Below are 14,098 nucleotides of genomic sequence, written 5' to 3' on the forward strand. Positions count from 1 at the left end.
GCGGCCCCCCGGCAGGGCCGCCTCCTTGGTGGCCTACTCGTCCTCCGCCTCGCCTTTGTCCCCCCGCAGCCCGAGCGCCTTGAACTTCTTGTACAGGTGGCTCCGCTCGAGCCCGAGCCCGCGGGCCGTCGCGGCCATCTGCCCTCCATGATGGCCGAGCGCCTCCTCCAGGATGGTCCGCTCCGCCTCCTCCGCGAGCACCCGGAACGGCACCCCCGGCCGGAAGAGCCCGCCCTTCATCGCAGCCTGCTGCCCCCCGAGGCAGACCTTCACGTCGCCCTCGTCGATCGTCTCGTCCGGCGTCAGGATCACCAGCCGCTCGATGATGTTGCGCAGCTCCCGCACGTTCCCCGGGAAGCTGTAGGCGACCAGCATGCTCATCCCGCCGTCCGTGAACGCCATCCCGGGCCGATCGTTCGCCTGCGTCGCGAGCGCGAGGAAGTGCCGCGCGAGCAGCGGCACGTCCTCGCGCCGCGCGCGGAGCGGCGGCAGCGACAGCGGCAGCACGTTCAGCCGATCGTAGAGATCCGGCCGGAACTGCCCCTCCCGGCACGCCGCCTCGATGTCGCGGTTCGTCGCCGCCACCACGCGCACGTCGACCTTGATCGTCTCGTGCCCGCCCACGCGCTCGATCTCCCGCTCCTGGAGCACCCTGAGCAGCTTCGCCTGCATCGCGAGCGGCATGTCCCCGACCTCGTCGAGGAACAGCGTCCCGCCGCTCGCGCGCTCGAACTTCCCTCGCCGCTGCTTCGTGGCGCCCGTGAACGCGCCAGCCTCGTGCCCGAACATCTCGCTCTCGATGAGCTCGCTCGGGACCGCGGCGCAGTTCATCTTCTCGAGCGGCCCGCGCGCCCGCTTCGACGCACCGTGGATCGCGCGCGCGACGAGCTCCTTGCCGGTGCCGCGCTCGCCCGTCACGAAGACCGTCGCGGTCGCCTTCGCCGCGCGCGCGATCTGCTCGCGCAGGTCGAGCATCGCGCGGCTCTCTCCGATGAGCTCGCCGACCTGGCCGGTCTGCGTTCGCAGCGCCTTCGCCTCGGCCTCGGCGCGGACGAGGCGCAGGGTGTTCTCGAGCACGAGCAGCAGCCGGTCGGTCGAGAGCGGCTTCTCCAGGAAGTCGATCGCCCCGAGCCGCGTCGCGCGGACGGCGGCGTCGACCGTCGCGTGGCCGCTCATCATCACGACGGGCAGCTCCGAGCCGGCGACGCGTATCCGCTGGAGCAGCTCCACGCCGTCACCGTCGGGCAGCGAGACGTCGAAGAGCGCGATGTCGTAGCTCCGCTTCGCGAGCTTCTCCTCGGCCACCCCGACGCCGCCGGCGACGTCGACCGTGTAGCCCTCGAGCGACAGGGCCTTCTGGAGGGTCGTCAAGATCGCCCGCTCGTCGTCGAGCACCAGCACATGTCCGCGCGGCATGTTTGCCACCGTAGCGCGGAACCGCCGCGGCCGATGCCCGCCGGCTGCGCGCCGACGCTGGAGCGCGGGGCACCCTGCCGGAGCGCGGGCGCACTCCGCCGGAACCAGTGCATGGAACGGGCGTGGAGAGTGCGTCGAGCGCGCGTCGGCGGCGGCAAGAATCCATGGCCGCGACCCGACGCGTGAGGCGGCGTGAACACCGCGCGCTCCGGGACCAGCGACGCAAGGCCCGCTTCCGCGCCGCTGCGCGTGGAGAAAGGGGGATCCGGCTTGCGCGCGCTATGGTAGCTTGGCCCAGGATGTCTCCCGACGGTCTCGCGACGGCGGAAGGAGATCTGGAGCGGACGCCGTTCGCTCATCTTTTCGTCTATGCCGTCGAGCATCGGCTGACCGGCGCGCTCATCCTGGTGGAGCCCACGGGCGCCGCGCACACGCTGCGGATCGTCCGGGGGAACCCCGTGAAGATCCGTCCGAGCGACGGGTACGCCCGGCTCGGGGAGATCCTGATCGAGGAGGGAGTGATCACCGCCGAGATCCTGGCGGAGGCGCTCGCGACAAGGGGCCTCCTGGGGGACGTGCTGCTGCTGTCGGGGTGCGTCGATGCCGCGACCATCGACTGGCTAGCCCAGGTCCAGTTCGTGCGGCGGATGATGCGCCTGTTCGATCTGCCTCCGGAGACGAAGTACCGCTACTTCGACGGCATCGACGCGCTGGCCGAGTGGGGGGGAGATCCCGCGAAGGTCGATCCCCTCGCGCTGCTCTGGGCGGGGCTGCGCGAGCACGGCGAGCGCTCGACGCGCCTCCAGCGGACCCTGGAGCGGATCGGGGCCGTGCCCCTCCGCCTGCACCCCGCCCTCGAGCCCGGCCGCTTCGGTTTCCGCGAGGGCGAGCTCGCGGTGATCGAGGCGCTGGAGAGCTCCACGCCCACGCTCGCCGCGCTCCTCCGATCCGGGGTCGCGCCGGAGCCGATCGTGCGCAAGCTCATCTACGCGCTGGCGATCACCCGCTATCTCGATTTCGGGACAGGCGGGCCCGTGGGCGCGGAGCTCTCGTCGAGCGTGCCGCCCGCGAGCGCGGCGAGCCTGTCGCTCGGGCGCGTGCAGCTGCGCGCGACCGTCCATCGCGTGGGCGCGGCCGCGCCGGATCCGGCCGGCGACGGGGAGCGCGCGCCGGTGCTCGTTCGAGGTCGCCGCCGAGATCGTCCTTCCTCGGAGCCGTCGCCCGTGTCGACCGTGTCGACCGTCACCGGCGCGTCCCCGCTCAGCGGAGGCTCGCTCTCCGCGGCCGTGGCCGCCGAGCTCGCCAGCGCCGCCGGCCTCGACGTCGGCCGCGCGGCGGGCGAGCCGTCCGAGGCCGACGGGGATCGCGAGCCGTGGGGATCGCTCGCTCCGGCCGACGAGGGCGCCGCCGGCGGTCCGTCGCGTCCCGAGGACCCCTGAGGCGAGCCACCCGCTATATAGGCCGCCGCGATGCCTGCGCCCGCGCGACGCCTGCTCCCCGCTCAGGTCCACCTCCCCTCCGGCGCCGTGGCGCGCCTGTCGGACGCCGCCGCGCGCGCTCACGCTTCATCCGTCTTCGGCGCTCCCGCACGCCGCGGCGTCGAGCGCGCGGCCATCGGCAGGTGCGCGCTCGACGTGCAGGTCCTCGCGGGCGCGTCGGTCCTGGCCGACGCGCGCGGCATGCCGCTGGATCCTCTTGGCCTCCCGCTCACCGATGCCCATGTCCTGCGCGCGCTCCTCGCTGCGGCCGGCATCGTGCCCGAGGAGCCAGGCGCCTACACCTGCGAGAACTGCAGCGCCCCGTTCGAGGTCGCTCCGTCGAGCCTGCTGGAGATCGGGCCGTTCACCGACGGCGAGCTCGACGATCCAGAGCTCGATCGCCCGTTCGACTTCGGCGTCTCGCACCCGATCCCGGCGCTGCGCGTGGGTCGCGCCGTCTGCCGCGCCGTACGCCTCGTGGAGCGCACGGTCGAGGAAGCGATGCCGCTCCTCCGCCTGCCCGCCGACGGCGTCCTCCGCATCACGCCGTCGCTGGTGGTGGCCATGGGGATCGCGGCGCTCGGCCGCGAGCGCCGCGCGCCGGTGATCGCCGACGCGCTCGCCAGCGCTCCCGACGAGGCGTGGGGGGCGATCGTCGACGTCTACCATGAGGCGCGCTACCCCGCGCGGCTCGTCGCCGTCTACCGCTGCCAGGGCTGCGGCGCCCGCAACGATCTCGACGTGCCGCTCGAGCGGGAGCTCGCGCGCGCCCCGCTGCGCGCTGCTGGAGTGGACGGAGCGGACGCGGACGAGCTCGGGGAGCCCCGCTCGACGCGGGCAGGGACGAGGGCTCGGGCGAGCGCCTCGAGCGCCTTTCCGGATCTCGACGGCTTCGAGGCGCGCGTCCGCGCTGCGGCCGGACGCATCTACGAGGCCCGCGGCGTGCGGAACATCGATCTCTTCATCGACGCAGGGGTGCCGGCCTGCGACGACGGAGGCGAGCCGCTGCTCGGATGCTACACGCCCGGGACACCCGCGGACGCGCTCGGGATCGCCCATCCTCCGGAGATCCGGATCTTCTATCGGACGTTCAGGTCGGAAGCCCGCGAGGATCCCGGCTTCGACATCGACGCGGAGATCGAGGAGACGATCGACCATGAGGTGACACATCACCTGCACCATCTGGCCGGCAGCGATCCGCTCGACGACGAGGAGCACGAGCAGATCGCGCGCGAGCAGGTGCGCCGGGTGGGCCACGCCGAGGCTGTGCGGCGCGCGCGGCGCGGCGCCCTGTCGGACGTCGCCGGCTTCGTGCGCGCGACGTGGCCGGCCTGGCTGATCGCGGCCGTCGGAACGGCCCTCGCGTGGTGCGCAGGCGGGCGCTGACGTCCAGCGCCGCGCGGGGCGAGCGTGACCGTGCGCCCGCCGCTTTCTTCGAAGCAGGAGGATGAGCTGTCTATACTGCTGGGACAGCAAGAAGATGTGCCGGGGAATACCGGCTCCTCGAGCGCCGCTGTGCTCTTGCCGAGGATCGTGAAGACGAAGAGCTCACCGGCCAGCACGGCCGGGTCCACCAAAGCGCCACGTCCAGCCAAGCGGGGTGGCGGTGCGCAGAACCGCCGGGGAAGTCCGGATGCGGTCGAGAAGCGCCGGGCCGCGCGCCGGTTCAACGAGCTGCTCCTGGGCGGCGGCGGCCGCGCCGGAGACGGCCGTACCGAGCGCCGGCGTCGACGCCTGCTCGCCGAGCTGGCCGAGGGGGTCGCGCGGCGAGGCAAGCGTGCGCTCAAGCCGATCGACGTGCTGTCGCGCGTCGAGGAGCTCCTGGAGCTGGGCGAACCGCTCGCCTCGATCCGCGAGGCGTACCCGCCACCGCCCCCGGTCGAGGTGACCGCCGAGCTCGTCGAAGGCCTGAAGCACCTCCACCGCGCCTACGGTTTCTCTGCGGACGTGTACCGGTTCGTCGGGCTCGACGCCCACGCGCTGCGGAAGGCCGGGGTTCTGCGGGGCGGGGAGCGCGGAGGCGAGCGCGGCGTATCCGCCGAGGGAGCGCCGCGGGGCAGCTTGACCTTGCCTGCCGGCGCGGGGATAACCCGCTCCGATGCGCGCGAGAACGCTGAAGCTCCCCCTCGGCGCGGCCGCCATGGCGGTCGTGTTCGCGGCGTCGACCGGCCTGTCGCTCCGCGCTGAGGCCCAGCCAGCGGCCGCGGCGGACGTCCCGGTGGCGCGCGTCGGCGACGCGACGATCACGGCGTCGGAGGTCGAGCGCAGGCTCGCGCAGGTCCCGCCGTTCCAGCTCCAGACCTTCGGGCGTACCCCGGACGAGATCCGGAAGAACTTCGTCAGCCAGGTCCTCGTGCGCGAGCTGCTCCTCGCCCAGGGGGCCGCCGCGCAGAAGCTCACCGAGCGCGCCGACGTGCAGGATCGCGTGCGCGGCGTCCTGCGCTCCGCGCTGCTGCAGCGGATCCAGGCGGAGGCGGCGACGAGCTCTCCGGTGACGGACGAGGAGGTCCGTGCCTATTACGAGGCGAACCGCGACAGGTTCAGCTCCCCGGCGATGGTGGCGCTCTGGCGCATCCTCGTCGCGACGCGCGGGGAGGCCGAGGCGATCCTGGCCGAGCTGAAGAAGGACCCGTCACCCCAGCGTTTCAAGGAGATCGCGCGCGAGAAATCGCTCGACAAGGCGACGAGCATGCGCGGCGGCGATCTCGGCTTCGTGGCGTCCGATGGCACCACGGCCGAGCCGGGGCTGAAGGTCGACCCGGGGCTCCTCTCGGCCGCCGCCGGGGTGAAGGACGCGGAGCTCGTGCCCGAGCCCGTGCCCGAGGGCGATGGCTTTGCCGTGCTGTGGCGGCGCCAGAGCAAGAAACCCGTGAGCCGCTCGCTCGAGCAGGAGGCGCCGTCGATCCGTCAGATCCTCGCGCACGGCAAGGCGGAGGCGCAGGTGAAGCAGCTCCTCGATCGCCTGCGAGCGCAGGACGTATCCGGTCACGCCCCCGAGCTCGTGGACCTCATCGACATCACGTCGACGGGCGATCTGCAGCCGAAGAAGCGCCCAGGCACCCTCGCGAGCGGCCGGCGTCCGGGCGCGCCTCCGCCCTCGCCCGCGCCGCGTCAGGACATGCGCTGAGGCGGCCGACGCGCACGGACGTGCGCTCGACATCCTCGGCGGCGCCGCCTCCGGGGCGACTCCCTCCGCGGCGCCGCCTCCGAGAGCGCTGAACGGCGTGTCAGCTGAAGGCGATGGCGAGCGCGATGGCGGCAAAGCCGGAGGCAATGGTGAGCGCGAGCGCGGCGATGCTTCCGGCGCGTCGAGCGCGCTCCGCCGCGTCGGGGTGGAGCGCGTAGACGCCCAGGAGCAGCGCCATGGAGGCCTTGCCCGGTACCCGGAGCGAGGCCGAGAGGACCTGCTCGGCTCCCTTGGTGCCGCCCGTGATGAGCATGGCCAGCGCGCCGAGCGGGCCAGCCATGAGATCCCAGCCGCACGCGTAGAGCCCGAAGCGGAGCGCGCGCCGGCGCTCTGGCCGCGCGCCTTGACGCCGTGCCCCGAGGTCGAGCGCGGCGCCGTGCAAGGTGTGCGCGAGCACCATCCACACGGTGACCCCCGGAACGCCGATAGCGAGCCACTGGAGGGCGCTCGCGCGTGCGGCCGGGTTGCGAGCCAGCTCCAGCGTCAGGCCCGGCAGCGCCAGCGCGACGAGGGGCAGGAGCGCGGCGATCATCGACAGGATCGCGAGCGACTCTGCCAGCAGGGCGAAGCGCATCGCCGCGGGGAGCGCGCCGTCGGGTATCGTCGCGAAGAACGTCTCGGCTCCCAGCGTGGTCGCCCTCGAGGTGGCCCAGAGCCGCGACCAGACCCCGCCGACCGGGCGCTCCCACGGGACGATCGCGACGACCCCCGAGCCCTCGTCGCTCGCCGCGGAGCACCCGGCGCAGTCGGGCTGTCCGCAGCACGCGCAGAGCACCGCCGCGGGGACATCGAACGTCTCGTCGTCCCGCGCGAGCTCACGGCGTACGCTGGCAGATCTCTTGGCCATTGCGCACCTTCGAGCAGCGGACAAAGGCCACTCCCATCAAGGTTACGTCGCACGAGCGAGCCTGTCGACCCGAGATGTCACCGGCCACACGCTGCTCAGTGCAGCACCTCGTCGCCCCGTCGCCGCTGCCCCGTGGGGAGGTCGTCGATCCTTCCTCCGAAGAACGCCGCGATGAGCAGCGCGAGCAGCGCGATCGCACCGGTCGCGTAGAGCCCGTAGCCCCATGTGAAGCGGACGGGACGGAGCAGCGTGCTGCCCGGCGTGAACAGCAGGCGCATCGCGACGGTGACGAGGGCGACCGCGGCGAGGAAAGCGACGGCCACGCGGGCGCCGCGCATCTTGTGGATCGACCTCCGGGTCAGCGCGAGCGGGATCATCACGAAGAACGCGACCGCGGGGGCCCACATCCAGCCGAGCCTTCGCGCGAGCCCGAAGCCGCTGAGGTCGCGGAGCTCGGGGGCCGTCTCGTGGATCCACGGCGCGAAGAACGCCGCGAGCCCGAGGAGCGAGAGCGCGAGCAGGGCGCCCCGGCCGCGCCCGGCGTAGGTCCACGGGAGCGGTTCCATGTGCGGCGGGAGCGGCTCGCCAGGCTCATCTTGGAGCGCGTCGTACGAGGGGGGGAGCTTCGCGAGCGCCTCCAGCCGGAGGCCGCAGGCAGGGCACGTGGACGCCTCTTTCGCCTCGAACATCTCCCGGCAGAAGGGGCAGGCGTGAAGCCCGGTCATCGAGGCGGGAGGATAGCGCACGGCGAGCGGCGCGCGCGTCGGACGCCGCGCGGGGCGGGGGCCGCATTCCGGGGTTCCACCGGGGCAGGGCTTAGCCCATAGTTGCGTCCCATGGGCAAGCGTGATCGGCTCTCGGACGATGAGATCGCCGGGTTCGTCGCTGCTCACCCGGGCTGGGTGCGAGCGGGCGAGCGGATCGAACGGAGCTACTCGTTTCCGGATTACGGGACCGGCGTGGGCTTCGTGATGCAGATCGCTCTGCTGGCCGAGCGGCGTGATCATCACCCGGACATCGCGCTGTCGTGGGGCAAGGTGCGGGTCGCGTGGTCCACGCATGACGCTGGCGGTCTGACCGCGCTCGACCTGGAGCTGGCCGAGCTGACCGACCGCTTGAGCGCGGGCTGACGCTGCGCGTGGGCAAGGTGCTGGGGATGCTCCCGAGCGAGCTGCTGCAACGCCTGGATCTGGGGTTGGAGGGGGACCTGCCGCACCTCGAGGAGGCGTTGACGCACCCGAGCTTCTCGAACGAGCAGCGAGGCGGCCGGCGCGTGGACAACCAGCGCCTTGAGTTCCTGGGGGACGCCGTGCTTGGCCTGTGCGTGACGGAGCTCCTCATGGAGCGCTTTCCGGGGGCCAGGGAGGGGGAGCTCTCGATGATGCGCTCGGCCCTGGTCAACACGGACGCGCTGGCGGCGTGGGCGCGGGGGATCGAGCTCGGCGCTGCGCTCAGGGTCGGCCGCGGCGCGGAGGTCGCCGGGGAGCGCGACCAGACGAACGTGCTCGCCGACGCCACGGAGGCGCTCGTCGCGGCCCTGTACCTCGATCGCGGCTTCGAGAGCGCGCGGGCGCTGAGCCGGAAGATCGCCGCGAGCCCGCTCGCGCAGCTCGCGAGCGGCAGCATGCTCGGGCGCGACGCCAAGAGCGAGCTGCAGGAGCGCGTGCAGGCGCGCGGCGCGGCGTCGCCGCGCTACCGCCTGATGGGCACCGAGGGGCCCGACCACGACCGCGCGTTTCTCGTCGCCGTCGAGGTCGACGGCCAGGTCATCGGCACCGGCCGGGGCCGGTCGAAGAAGCTTGCGGAGCAGGCGGCCGCGCGCGCCGCGCTCCTTTCGTGCGCTGCGCCGGAGCTCGCGGCCGCCGCATCCGATGGACGGGCAGCCGCCGAGGCCCTGCAAGGTGCGCCCGAGGGAAGGGGGGGCCCGCCGTCCGGCGGGGCGTCCTCCGAGCAAACCGTGAACGACCGAGGACCCAGCCGATGATCCGTCACCTGATGCTTGCTTTCACCTTCGCGCTCTGCTCGCTCTTCGTCGCGCTGCCGGCCTGGGCCGGGAGCTACCTGGACAGGGCGAGCCTGCTGCTCGACGAGGCGCGCAGGGAGGGCGACATGCTCCTGCCGCGGACCCATGACAAGGAGCTCGTCATGGTGGTGCATGCGCTCGCGGAAGCGCGCGCGCGGGTGGCGAGCAAGATGGAGTGCCCTGGCTCCGTCGCCAAGGCGCACCCGCACCTGCTGCTCGTGCTCGAAAACAGCGAGCGCGCTGCCGACGCGGCGGCTCAGGGCAACTTCAAGAAGTTCATGGAGCACCTCACCGTGGCGCGGAACGAGGACCGCGCATTCCGTGCGCTCCTCGCCGAGCTCGGCTACGCGCTGCCCGATCCGAGCTCGAAGCGCTGAGGCTGCGCGCGCCCCGAGCGGGCCGCGGCCGCTCGAAGCAGGTCTGCGCCGGGGCCCCGTGGCGAGCGTCCCCGGCGCAGCGCGCTTCAGAACATCGCGCCGAGATCGATCCCGAGGGTCCACTGCGACCCGAGCCCGGCGAACTTGTTCTCGCCGTCGATCTCGTTCGCCGCGCCCTGGTTCGCGTCCTCGGGGCTCACGATGTCGGTGATGAAGTGCGCGCCGAGCTTGACCATCTGGAACCGCAGCTGCGCGCCGAAATGCAGCCGGTGGCGGTTCATGCGCACGGCGTCGAACACCACGGTGTTGTTGAAGTCGGCCTGGGAGCCGCCGTCGCACACCGGCTGGCCGTCGTGGGGGAGCGGCTTGCCGTCCTGCCCCTGCACGGGGTTGGCGGGCGAGTTCACCCCTCGGAAGTTGCAGAAGTTCACGGCGTCGGTGTTCGGGGTGAGATCGATGAGCCCCGAGTCTCCGAAGATCCGGAGCCACTGGTAGCCGACGTAGGGGGTGATCACGACGGTGCCGGCGATCGGCAGGGGCTTCGAGATCTCTGCGTCGGCGCCGGCCACGGTCAGCTGGAACTCCTCGGTCCCGGTGATGGTCCGGACGCTGCCGCCGACGGCGAGCTCCGGGAGGATCGCGGGGAGCCCTCGGCGGAACCCCTCGAACAGCGACCAGCGCACGTCGGCGCCCGCGCTGACGAGGCTGGTGTTGGCGAGGAACCCGACGGCGCCGGTGAGCTCGAACCCGAACGGAAAACCCTTGCGGACCTTGAGGCCGTAGTGCTGCAGGAAGGAGTCCGGGCTCCGGTTCTCGATGGAGAAGTTCTTGCTCGTCGGATCCTGCGGTCCCTGCGTGCCCTGCTTCCAATAATCGGCGTCGCTGTCAATCTTCGTGTAGTTGGCCTCGATGCCGATCTCGAACCCGCCGTAGCCCGTGGTCCGCGCCGAGTGCATCGCCGACGGCGCCACCGCGAAGCCGTACTGCGCGATGAGCTTGGCGAACGCAGCGTCGTCGGTCAGGCAGCGCTGATAACGGGAGGCGGGGTTGTAGTAGAGGCCATTCTTCGGCCCTGTGATGCGGCAGGGCACGGCTCCGCCGACGCTCGGCTCCGGGTCGCGCACGAGCCGCGCGAGCGCCGGATCCATGGCGTCGGCGGCCGCGAGCGAGGACGACGCCACTCCTGCGAGGGCAATAGCCGAAGCGATCCAGCACGATGCGCGCATTCCGTGTCTCCGAGGCGGGAGGCTACGTGTCCGCTCGTACAGCCGTCAAGCGAACAGAGGGGCCTCCGTCCGTTCGGTTCGCGTTTTCCGCGCGACCGCGTGGGCCGGCTATCCGTCGAGGCGGCGCTGGCGAGCCAGGCCACGCGCGCGAGCTCCCGCTCGGGGGTTGCGGCGCGCGGTCGTGTCGCGGAAAGAGAGGGCGTGCTCAACGATGGTCGCCCCCGGCTCCGTGCGGCGCCGCTCGATCCGCCCTTCCGGATCGTGCTGGTGGAGCCGGAGATCCCCCAGAACACAGGCAACATCGCGCGGCTCGCCGCTGCGACGCAGAGCCCCTTGCATTTGCTCGGGAGGTTGGGGTTCCGCATCGACGAGCGGAGCGTCCGCCGCGCGGGGCTTGACTACTGGCACCTGGTCACGCTCGAGCAGCAGCTCGACATCGCCCACTTTCGCCACCATCACCCGAACGCTCGGCTGCGCCTCTTCAGCGCGGTGGCTTCGCGGAGCTACCTCGACGCGGACTTCCGGCCAGGCGACGCGCTGGTCTTTGGCAAGGAGAGCGTCGGCCTCGACCCCGAGCTCCTCGCCCGGATGCCGGACGATGTCTTCGGCATTCCCACGCTGGGTCCCGTGCGCTCCCTCAACCTCGCCAACGCGGTGTCTATCGTCCTGTACGAAGCGCTCCGCCAGGTCGGCGCGCTCGCCGGTGCCGCGCCGGGGTAACAGCGCGTAACAGCGCGTAACGGCGCGGAACAGCGGGATGCGCCGCGACGTCACCCCGGAGCCGACGGCCGCGCGCCGTGGACGTCGGCGACGCGTCGTTCTAAGGAGAGGCGGCATGGTCATGCACCGGCAACCCGCGCGACATGACGCCCGACGGCCGGCCGCGCACCTCGTCCGCGTCGGCATGGCGGTCGCGCTCTCGGTCGCGGCGCTCGCCTCCGCGGGATGCAGCAGGCGGCCTCCGAGCGGCACGCCCGACGGCGCCGTCCGGGAGCTGGTCGCTCGTCTGCGCCAGCTGCACGGCGATCCGGCTGACGCCAAGGCCGCCTTCGATCTCCTGTCGCGCCGCGCTCGGGACAACCTCGCGTCGCGCGCGCAGCGCTACAGCGCCGCGACCGGCAAGGCGATCGCGCCCGAGGCGATGATCACGCCGTCCCGCTTCCTCTTGCGCTTCGAGCCGCAGCGCTACACCGCCCAGATCGCCGGCGCCCACGCCCTCGTGGACGTCGCCGGCCTGCTCCCGGGAGAGCGCGTCCAGGTGCCCTGCGTCTACGAGGATGCGGGGTGGCGCGTCGATGTGGCGCTGCCCCCGCTCCCTCCCGTGCAGAAGCGACCGGGCAGCGATCTCTGAACGCGCTCGATCCGATGGTGCGTGGAATTTCCGGTCCACAAAAGCCCGGAGGCCGGCAGCGCCGGCCTCCATCGGCAGCGGCCGCAGGGCCGCTAACCATGAGGTAACGCCTCAGTTGGCGAGAAAGATCGCCTCGATCTCGGTCTTCACCTGCTCTTCCGTCTGACCTCGGGCGATCGCGATCTCCTTCACGATCAGCGTCCGGGCGGTGTCGAGCATGCGGCGCTCACCGAACGAGAGCTGCTTGTCCGTCTTCAAGCGATAGAGGTCGCGGAGCACCTCGGCGACGTCGTAAATAGAACCCGTCTTGATCTTGTCCATGAAGCCGCGGTACCGACGGTTCCAGGTCTGGTTGTCGAACGCGATGGTACGCTCGCGGAGGATGTCGAAAATTTCCCGGATTTCCTGTTCAGAGATGACCTGGCGAAGGCCGACCGCGCTCGCGTTGCTGACTGGAACCATGATCTTTCGATCCGTGTCCAAGATGCGGAGAACATAGAATCGCTGACGGTTGCCAGCGATGTCCTTCTCCTCGATGTTGACCACCTCGGCCACGCCTTGGGCCGGGTAGACGGCTTTGTCGCCCACCTTGAACTGGATCTCCGAACGAGCCTGCATATCGTCTCCTTTGCCTTCCACCCCGCCGTCCTTTTAGTTTTTCGTCTGCCTCCCGAAATCCCTTCGAGGGGCGTACGTTGCACATGCGGTTGAACCTGGACCCGCAGAACCGACACACACCGTCACGCATTCCGAGAAAAATTCCGAGAAAAGAACCATGAGCCGCTGCTCGAGACCGCTGTGCGAGAAGCAGAAACGCGAGCACCCGCCATGACCCGCGAGAGCTCGGTGCTCTGGCGTGCACGGCGGAATCTTGAGAAGCGGCGGTTGAAGCGGACGGTTGCGGGCGGAAGGGATTGAAGTTGGGGGAACGGCCCTCTTTTGGAAAAGGGCCGGTTTGCGCCAGGCGCGCGCACTCTAGTGAGCCGGCCGAGATACGTCAACGAAATTCCCCGTGGTTGAGCCATCGTGGCGTGATCACTATGGTTTTTCCTCGGGGTCGGGCGGGGTTACAGTGTGTACCGATGGAGGCATCGGCGTGGGTGCGCGCCGGCTCACCCGCCTAGTTTAGGGCAGAGCGGGCCTCTCCGGGAGAGGTGGCGGACCGGACCTGGGTGGGATGACTCGAAAATGTGACGGACGCGACGGACCTCGCGCATTCCGTCCGTCCGGCCTTCAAACGAGCCGGCGTACTCAGACGGGGCTGAGCCGTTCGGCGAGCCCCCAGCGGACGCCGCGATCCGAAGCGACGAGATCGACAGGTGCTCCGGCGAGCCTCGAGGCCCACGCGAGGATCTCCTCGATGAGCACGCTGCCCGCCACGATGACGTCCGCGCGCGCTGGATCCAGGGCGGGCAGCTGCCTGCGCGCGGCGAGCGGCAGGGAAGCGAGGCGGGACGTGGCGCCCACGATCTCTGCCCCGGATACCCGGGCGCCATGCACGCGCGCGCCGTCGTAGGGGGCCACGTCACGCACGAGCGCGGCGAGGGTCGTCACCGTGCCCGCGACGCCGACCAGGGTGGGCGCGGCGAGCAGGGGCACGGCTGGAACCGTCGCCAGCGCCGCACGAGCGTCGGCGCGGACGGCCTCGAGATCCGCGGCGGCCGGCGGGTCCGTGCGGACGTGACGCTCGGTCAGGCGGACGCTCCCCACGTCGAGGCTCACCGCCTGCTCCACCGCGCCACCGGCGCTGCCGACGATGATCTCCGTGCTGCCGCCGCCGACGTCGAACACGATCGTCGGACCGCGGGCCGGCAGGTCGAGCCCCGTCAGCGCGCCGGCGTAGGTGAGCTCCGCCTCCTCCGGCCCCGAGATCACGCGCGGCGCGACGCCGATGAGCTCGCGGGCGCGGGCGATGAACGCCTCGCCGCCAGCGGCGTCGCGCATCGCGCTGGTCCCGACGGCGTCCACGCGCTCGACCCCCCGGGACCGGAGCTCCTCCCCGTAGCGGGCGAGGCAGGCGAGCGTGCGCTCCACGGCCTCGGGGGCGAGCGCGCGCGCCGCGTCGACCCCCTGGCCGAGCCGGGTGATGGTCGCGCGCTCGACGAGCGCGACGAGCTCGCCCCCGCGGCGCTCGGCGATGAGCAGGAGGACCGAGTTCGTGCCGATGTCGATGGCCGCGACGCTCATGCCCCG

General features: G+C 71.8%; 15 protein-coding genes. 8 read left to right on the plus strand and 7 right to left on the minus strand.

Annotated elements, in window-relative coordinates:
* Nucleotides 1-33 precede the first annotated feature (33 nt).
* On the minus strand, nt 34-1,416 hold the full coding sequence (locus tag POL72_RS36200; protein ID WP_272101373.1) for a sigma-54-dependent transcriptional regulator: 1,383 nt from the start codon (nt 1,414-1,416) through the stop codon (nt 34-36).
* Between the two features lie 299 nt (nt 1,417-1,715).
* On the opposite strand from POL72_RS36200, the gene POL72_RS36205 reads away from it, so the two are divergent.
* Together POL72_RS36205 and POL72_RS36210 are read left to right on the plus strand one after the other, a co-directional pair.
* Nucleotides 1,716-2,855 (plus strand): hypothetical protein, encoded by a 1,140-nt coding sequence (locus POL72_RS36205; RefSeq protein WP_272101374.1) that lies wholly within the window; start codon nt 1,716-1,718, stop codon nt 2,853-2,855.
* 30 nt (nt 2,856-2,885) lie between these two features.
* Nucleotides 2,886-4,280: a metallopeptidase family protein gene (locus POL72_RS36210; protein ID WP_272101375.1), complete on the plus strand. Its 1,395-nt coding sequence runs from the start codon at nt 2,886-2,888 to the stop codon at nt 4,278-4,280.
* A gap of 162 nt (nt 4,281-4,442) precedes the next feature.
* Here the strand turns inward: POL72_RS36210 and POL72_RS36215 are convergent, their stop codons facing one another.
* Nucleotides 4,443-4,871, minus strand: a complete 429-nt coding sequence (locus POL72_RS36215) for a hypothetical protein (protein WP_272101376.1) — start codon at nt 4,869-4,871, stop codon at nt 4,443-4,445.
* A gap of 121 nt (nt 4,872-4,992) precedes the next feature.
* Here POL72_RS36215 and POL72_RS36220 point away from each other — a divergent pair, with 121 nt between their 5' ends.
* The gene (locus tag POL72_RS36220; RefSeq protein ID WP_272101377.1) at nt 4,993-6,021 is read left to right on the plus strand and encodes a peptidyl-prolyl cis-trans isomerase; all 1,029 of its coding nucleotides are present in this window, start codon (nt 4,993-4,995) and stop codon (nt 6,019-6,021) included.
* 100 nt (nt 6,022-6,121) lie between these two features.
* On the opposite strand, the gene POL72_RS36225 is transcribed toward POL72_RS36220, so the two are convergent.
* Nucleotides 6,122-6,928, minus strand: a complete 807-nt coding sequence (locus POL72_RS36225; RefSeq protein WP_272101378.1) for a hypothetical protein — start codon at nt 6,926-6,928, stop codon at nt 6,122-6,124.
* Between the two features lie 95 nt (nt 6,929-7,023).
* A complete protein-coding gene (locus POL72_RS36230) occupies nt 7,024-7,674 on the minus strand; it encodes a hypothetical protein (protein ID WP_272101379.1) in 651 nt (216 codons plus the stop codon).
* A 90-nt stretch (nt 7,675-7,764) separates the two neighbouring features.
* Between POL72_RS36230 and POL72_RS36235 the strand changes: the two genes are divergently transcribed.
* Genes POL72_RS36235 through POL72_RS36245 form a run of 3 tightly spaced genes read left to right on the plus strand, consistent with a single transcriptional unit; the run spans nt 7,765 to nt 9,328 of the window.
* A complete protein-coding gene (locus POL72_RS36235) occupies nt 7,765-8,058 on the plus strand; it encodes a 4a-hydroxytetrahydrobiopterin dehydratase (RefSeq protein WP_272101380.1) in 294 nt (97 codons plus the stop codon).
* 26 nt (nt 8,059-8,084) lie between these two features.
* Entirely contained in the window at nt 8,085-8,912 is an 828-nt protein-coding gene (gene rnc / locus POL72_RS36240; RefSeq protein WP_272101381.1) for a ribonuclease III, read from the plus strand.
* Complete coding sequence (locus POL72_RS36245; RefSeq protein ID WP_272101382.1) at nt 8,909-9,328, plus strand: hypothetical protein; 420 nt, start codon at nt 8,909-8,911, stop codon at nt 9,326-9,328. Before rnc ends, POL72_RS36245 begins: the two co-directional genes overlap by 4 nt.
* Before the next feature lie 86 nt (nt 9,329-9,414).
* On the opposite strand, the gene POL72_RS36250 is transcribed toward POL72_RS36245, so the two are convergent.
* The gene (locus POL72_RS36250; protein WP_272101383.1) at nt 9,415-10,509 is read right to left on the minus strand and encodes a hypothetical protein; all 1,095 of its coding nucleotides are present in this window, start codon (nt 10,507-10,509) and stop codon (nt 9,415-9,417) included.
* Nucleotides 10,510-10,755: 246 nt separating this feature from the next.
* Between POL72_RS36250 and POL72_RS36255 the strand changes: the two genes are divergently transcribed.
* Together POL72_RS36255 and POL72_RS36260 are read left to right on the plus strand one after the other, a co-directional pair.
* The gene (locus tag POL72_RS36255; protein ID WP_272101384.1) at nt 10,756-11,274 is read left to right on the plus strand and encodes a tRNA (cytidine(34)-2'-O)-methyltransferase; all 519 of its coding nucleotides are present in this window, start codon (nt 10,756-10,758) and stop codon (nt 11,272-11,274) included.
* Nucleotides 11,275-11,395: 121 nt separating this feature from the next.
* A complete protein-coding gene (locus tag POL72_RS36260) occupies nt 11,396-11,905 on the plus strand; it encodes a hypothetical protein (RefSeq protein WP_272101385.1) in 510 nt (169 codons plus the stop codon).
* A 111-nt stretch (nt 11,906-12,016) separates the two neighbouring features.
* Here the strand turns inward: POL72_RS36260 and POL72_RS36265 are convergent, their stop codons facing one another.
* Together POL72_RS36265 and POL72_RS36270 are read right to left on the minus strand one after the other, a co-directional pair.
* The gene (locus POL72_RS36265; protein ID WP_275451327.1) at nt 12,017-12,544 is read right to left on the minus strand and encodes a CarD family transcriptional regulator; all 528 of its coding nucleotides are present in this window, start codon (nt 12,542-12,544) and stop codon (nt 12,017-12,019) included.
* A 612-nt stretch (nt 12,545-13,156) separates the two neighbouring features.
* Nucleotides 13,157-14,092, minus strand: coding sequence for a Ppx/GppA phosphatase family protein (locus POL72_RS36270; RefSeq protein ID WP_272101386.1), 936 nt, complete (start codon nt 14,090-14,092; stop codon nt 13,157-13,159).
* Nucleotides 14,093-14,098: the final 6 nt, after the last annotated feature.

The sequence above is a fragment of the Sorangium aterium genome (assembly GCF_028368935.1).
In the GTDB taxonomy this organism is placed as follows: Bacteria; Myxococcota_A; Polyangia; order Polyangiales; family Polyangiaceae; genus Sorangium; species Sorangium atrum.

What these genes read in the sequence shown, in the direction of transcription:
- POL72_RS36200 (WP_272101373.1), bottom strand. Translation starts at nt 1,416, where the DNA reads ATGCCGCGCGGACATGTGCTGGTGCTCGACGACGAGCGGGCGATCTTG.
- POL72_RS36205 (WP_272101374.1), top strand. Translation starts at nt 1,716, where the DNA reads ATGTCTCCCGACGGTCTCGCGACGGCGGAAGGAGATCTGGAGCGGACG.
- POL72_RS36210 (WP_272101375.1), top strand. Translation starts at nt 2,886, where the DNA reads ATGCCTGCGCCCGCGCGACGCCTGCTCCCCGCTCAGGTCCACCTCCCC.
- POL72_RS36220 (WP_272101377.1), top strand. Translation starts at nt 4,993, where the DNA reads ATGCGCGCGAGAACGCTGAAGCTCCCCCTCGGCGCGGCCGCCATGGCG.
- POL72_RS36225 (WP_272101378.1), bottom strand. Translation starts at nt 6,928, where the DNA reads ATGGCCAAGAGATCTGCCAGCGTACGCCGTGAGCTCGCGCGGGACGAC.
- POL72_RS36235 (WP_272101380.1), top strand. Translation starts at nt 7,765, where the DNA reads ATGGGCAAGCGTGATCGGCTCTCGGACGATGAGATCGCCGGGTTCGTC.
- rnc (WP_272101381.1), top strand. Translation starts at nt 8,085, where the DNA reads ATGCTCCCGAGCGAGCTGCTGCAACGCCTGGATCTGGGGTTGGAGGGG.
- POL72_RS36245 (WP_272101382.1), top strand. Translation starts at nt 8,909, where the DNA reads ATGATCCGTCACCTGATGCTTGCTTTCACCTTCGCGCTCTGCTCGCTC.
- POL72_RS36260 (WP_272101385.1), top strand. Translation starts at nt 11,396, where the DNA reads ATGCACCGGCAACCCGCGCGACATGACGCCCGACGGCCGGCCGCGCAC.
- POL72_RS36270 (WP_272101386.1), bottom strand. Translation starts at nt 14,092, where the DNA reads ATGAGCGTCGCGGCCATCGACATCGGCACGAACTCGGTCCTCCTGCTC.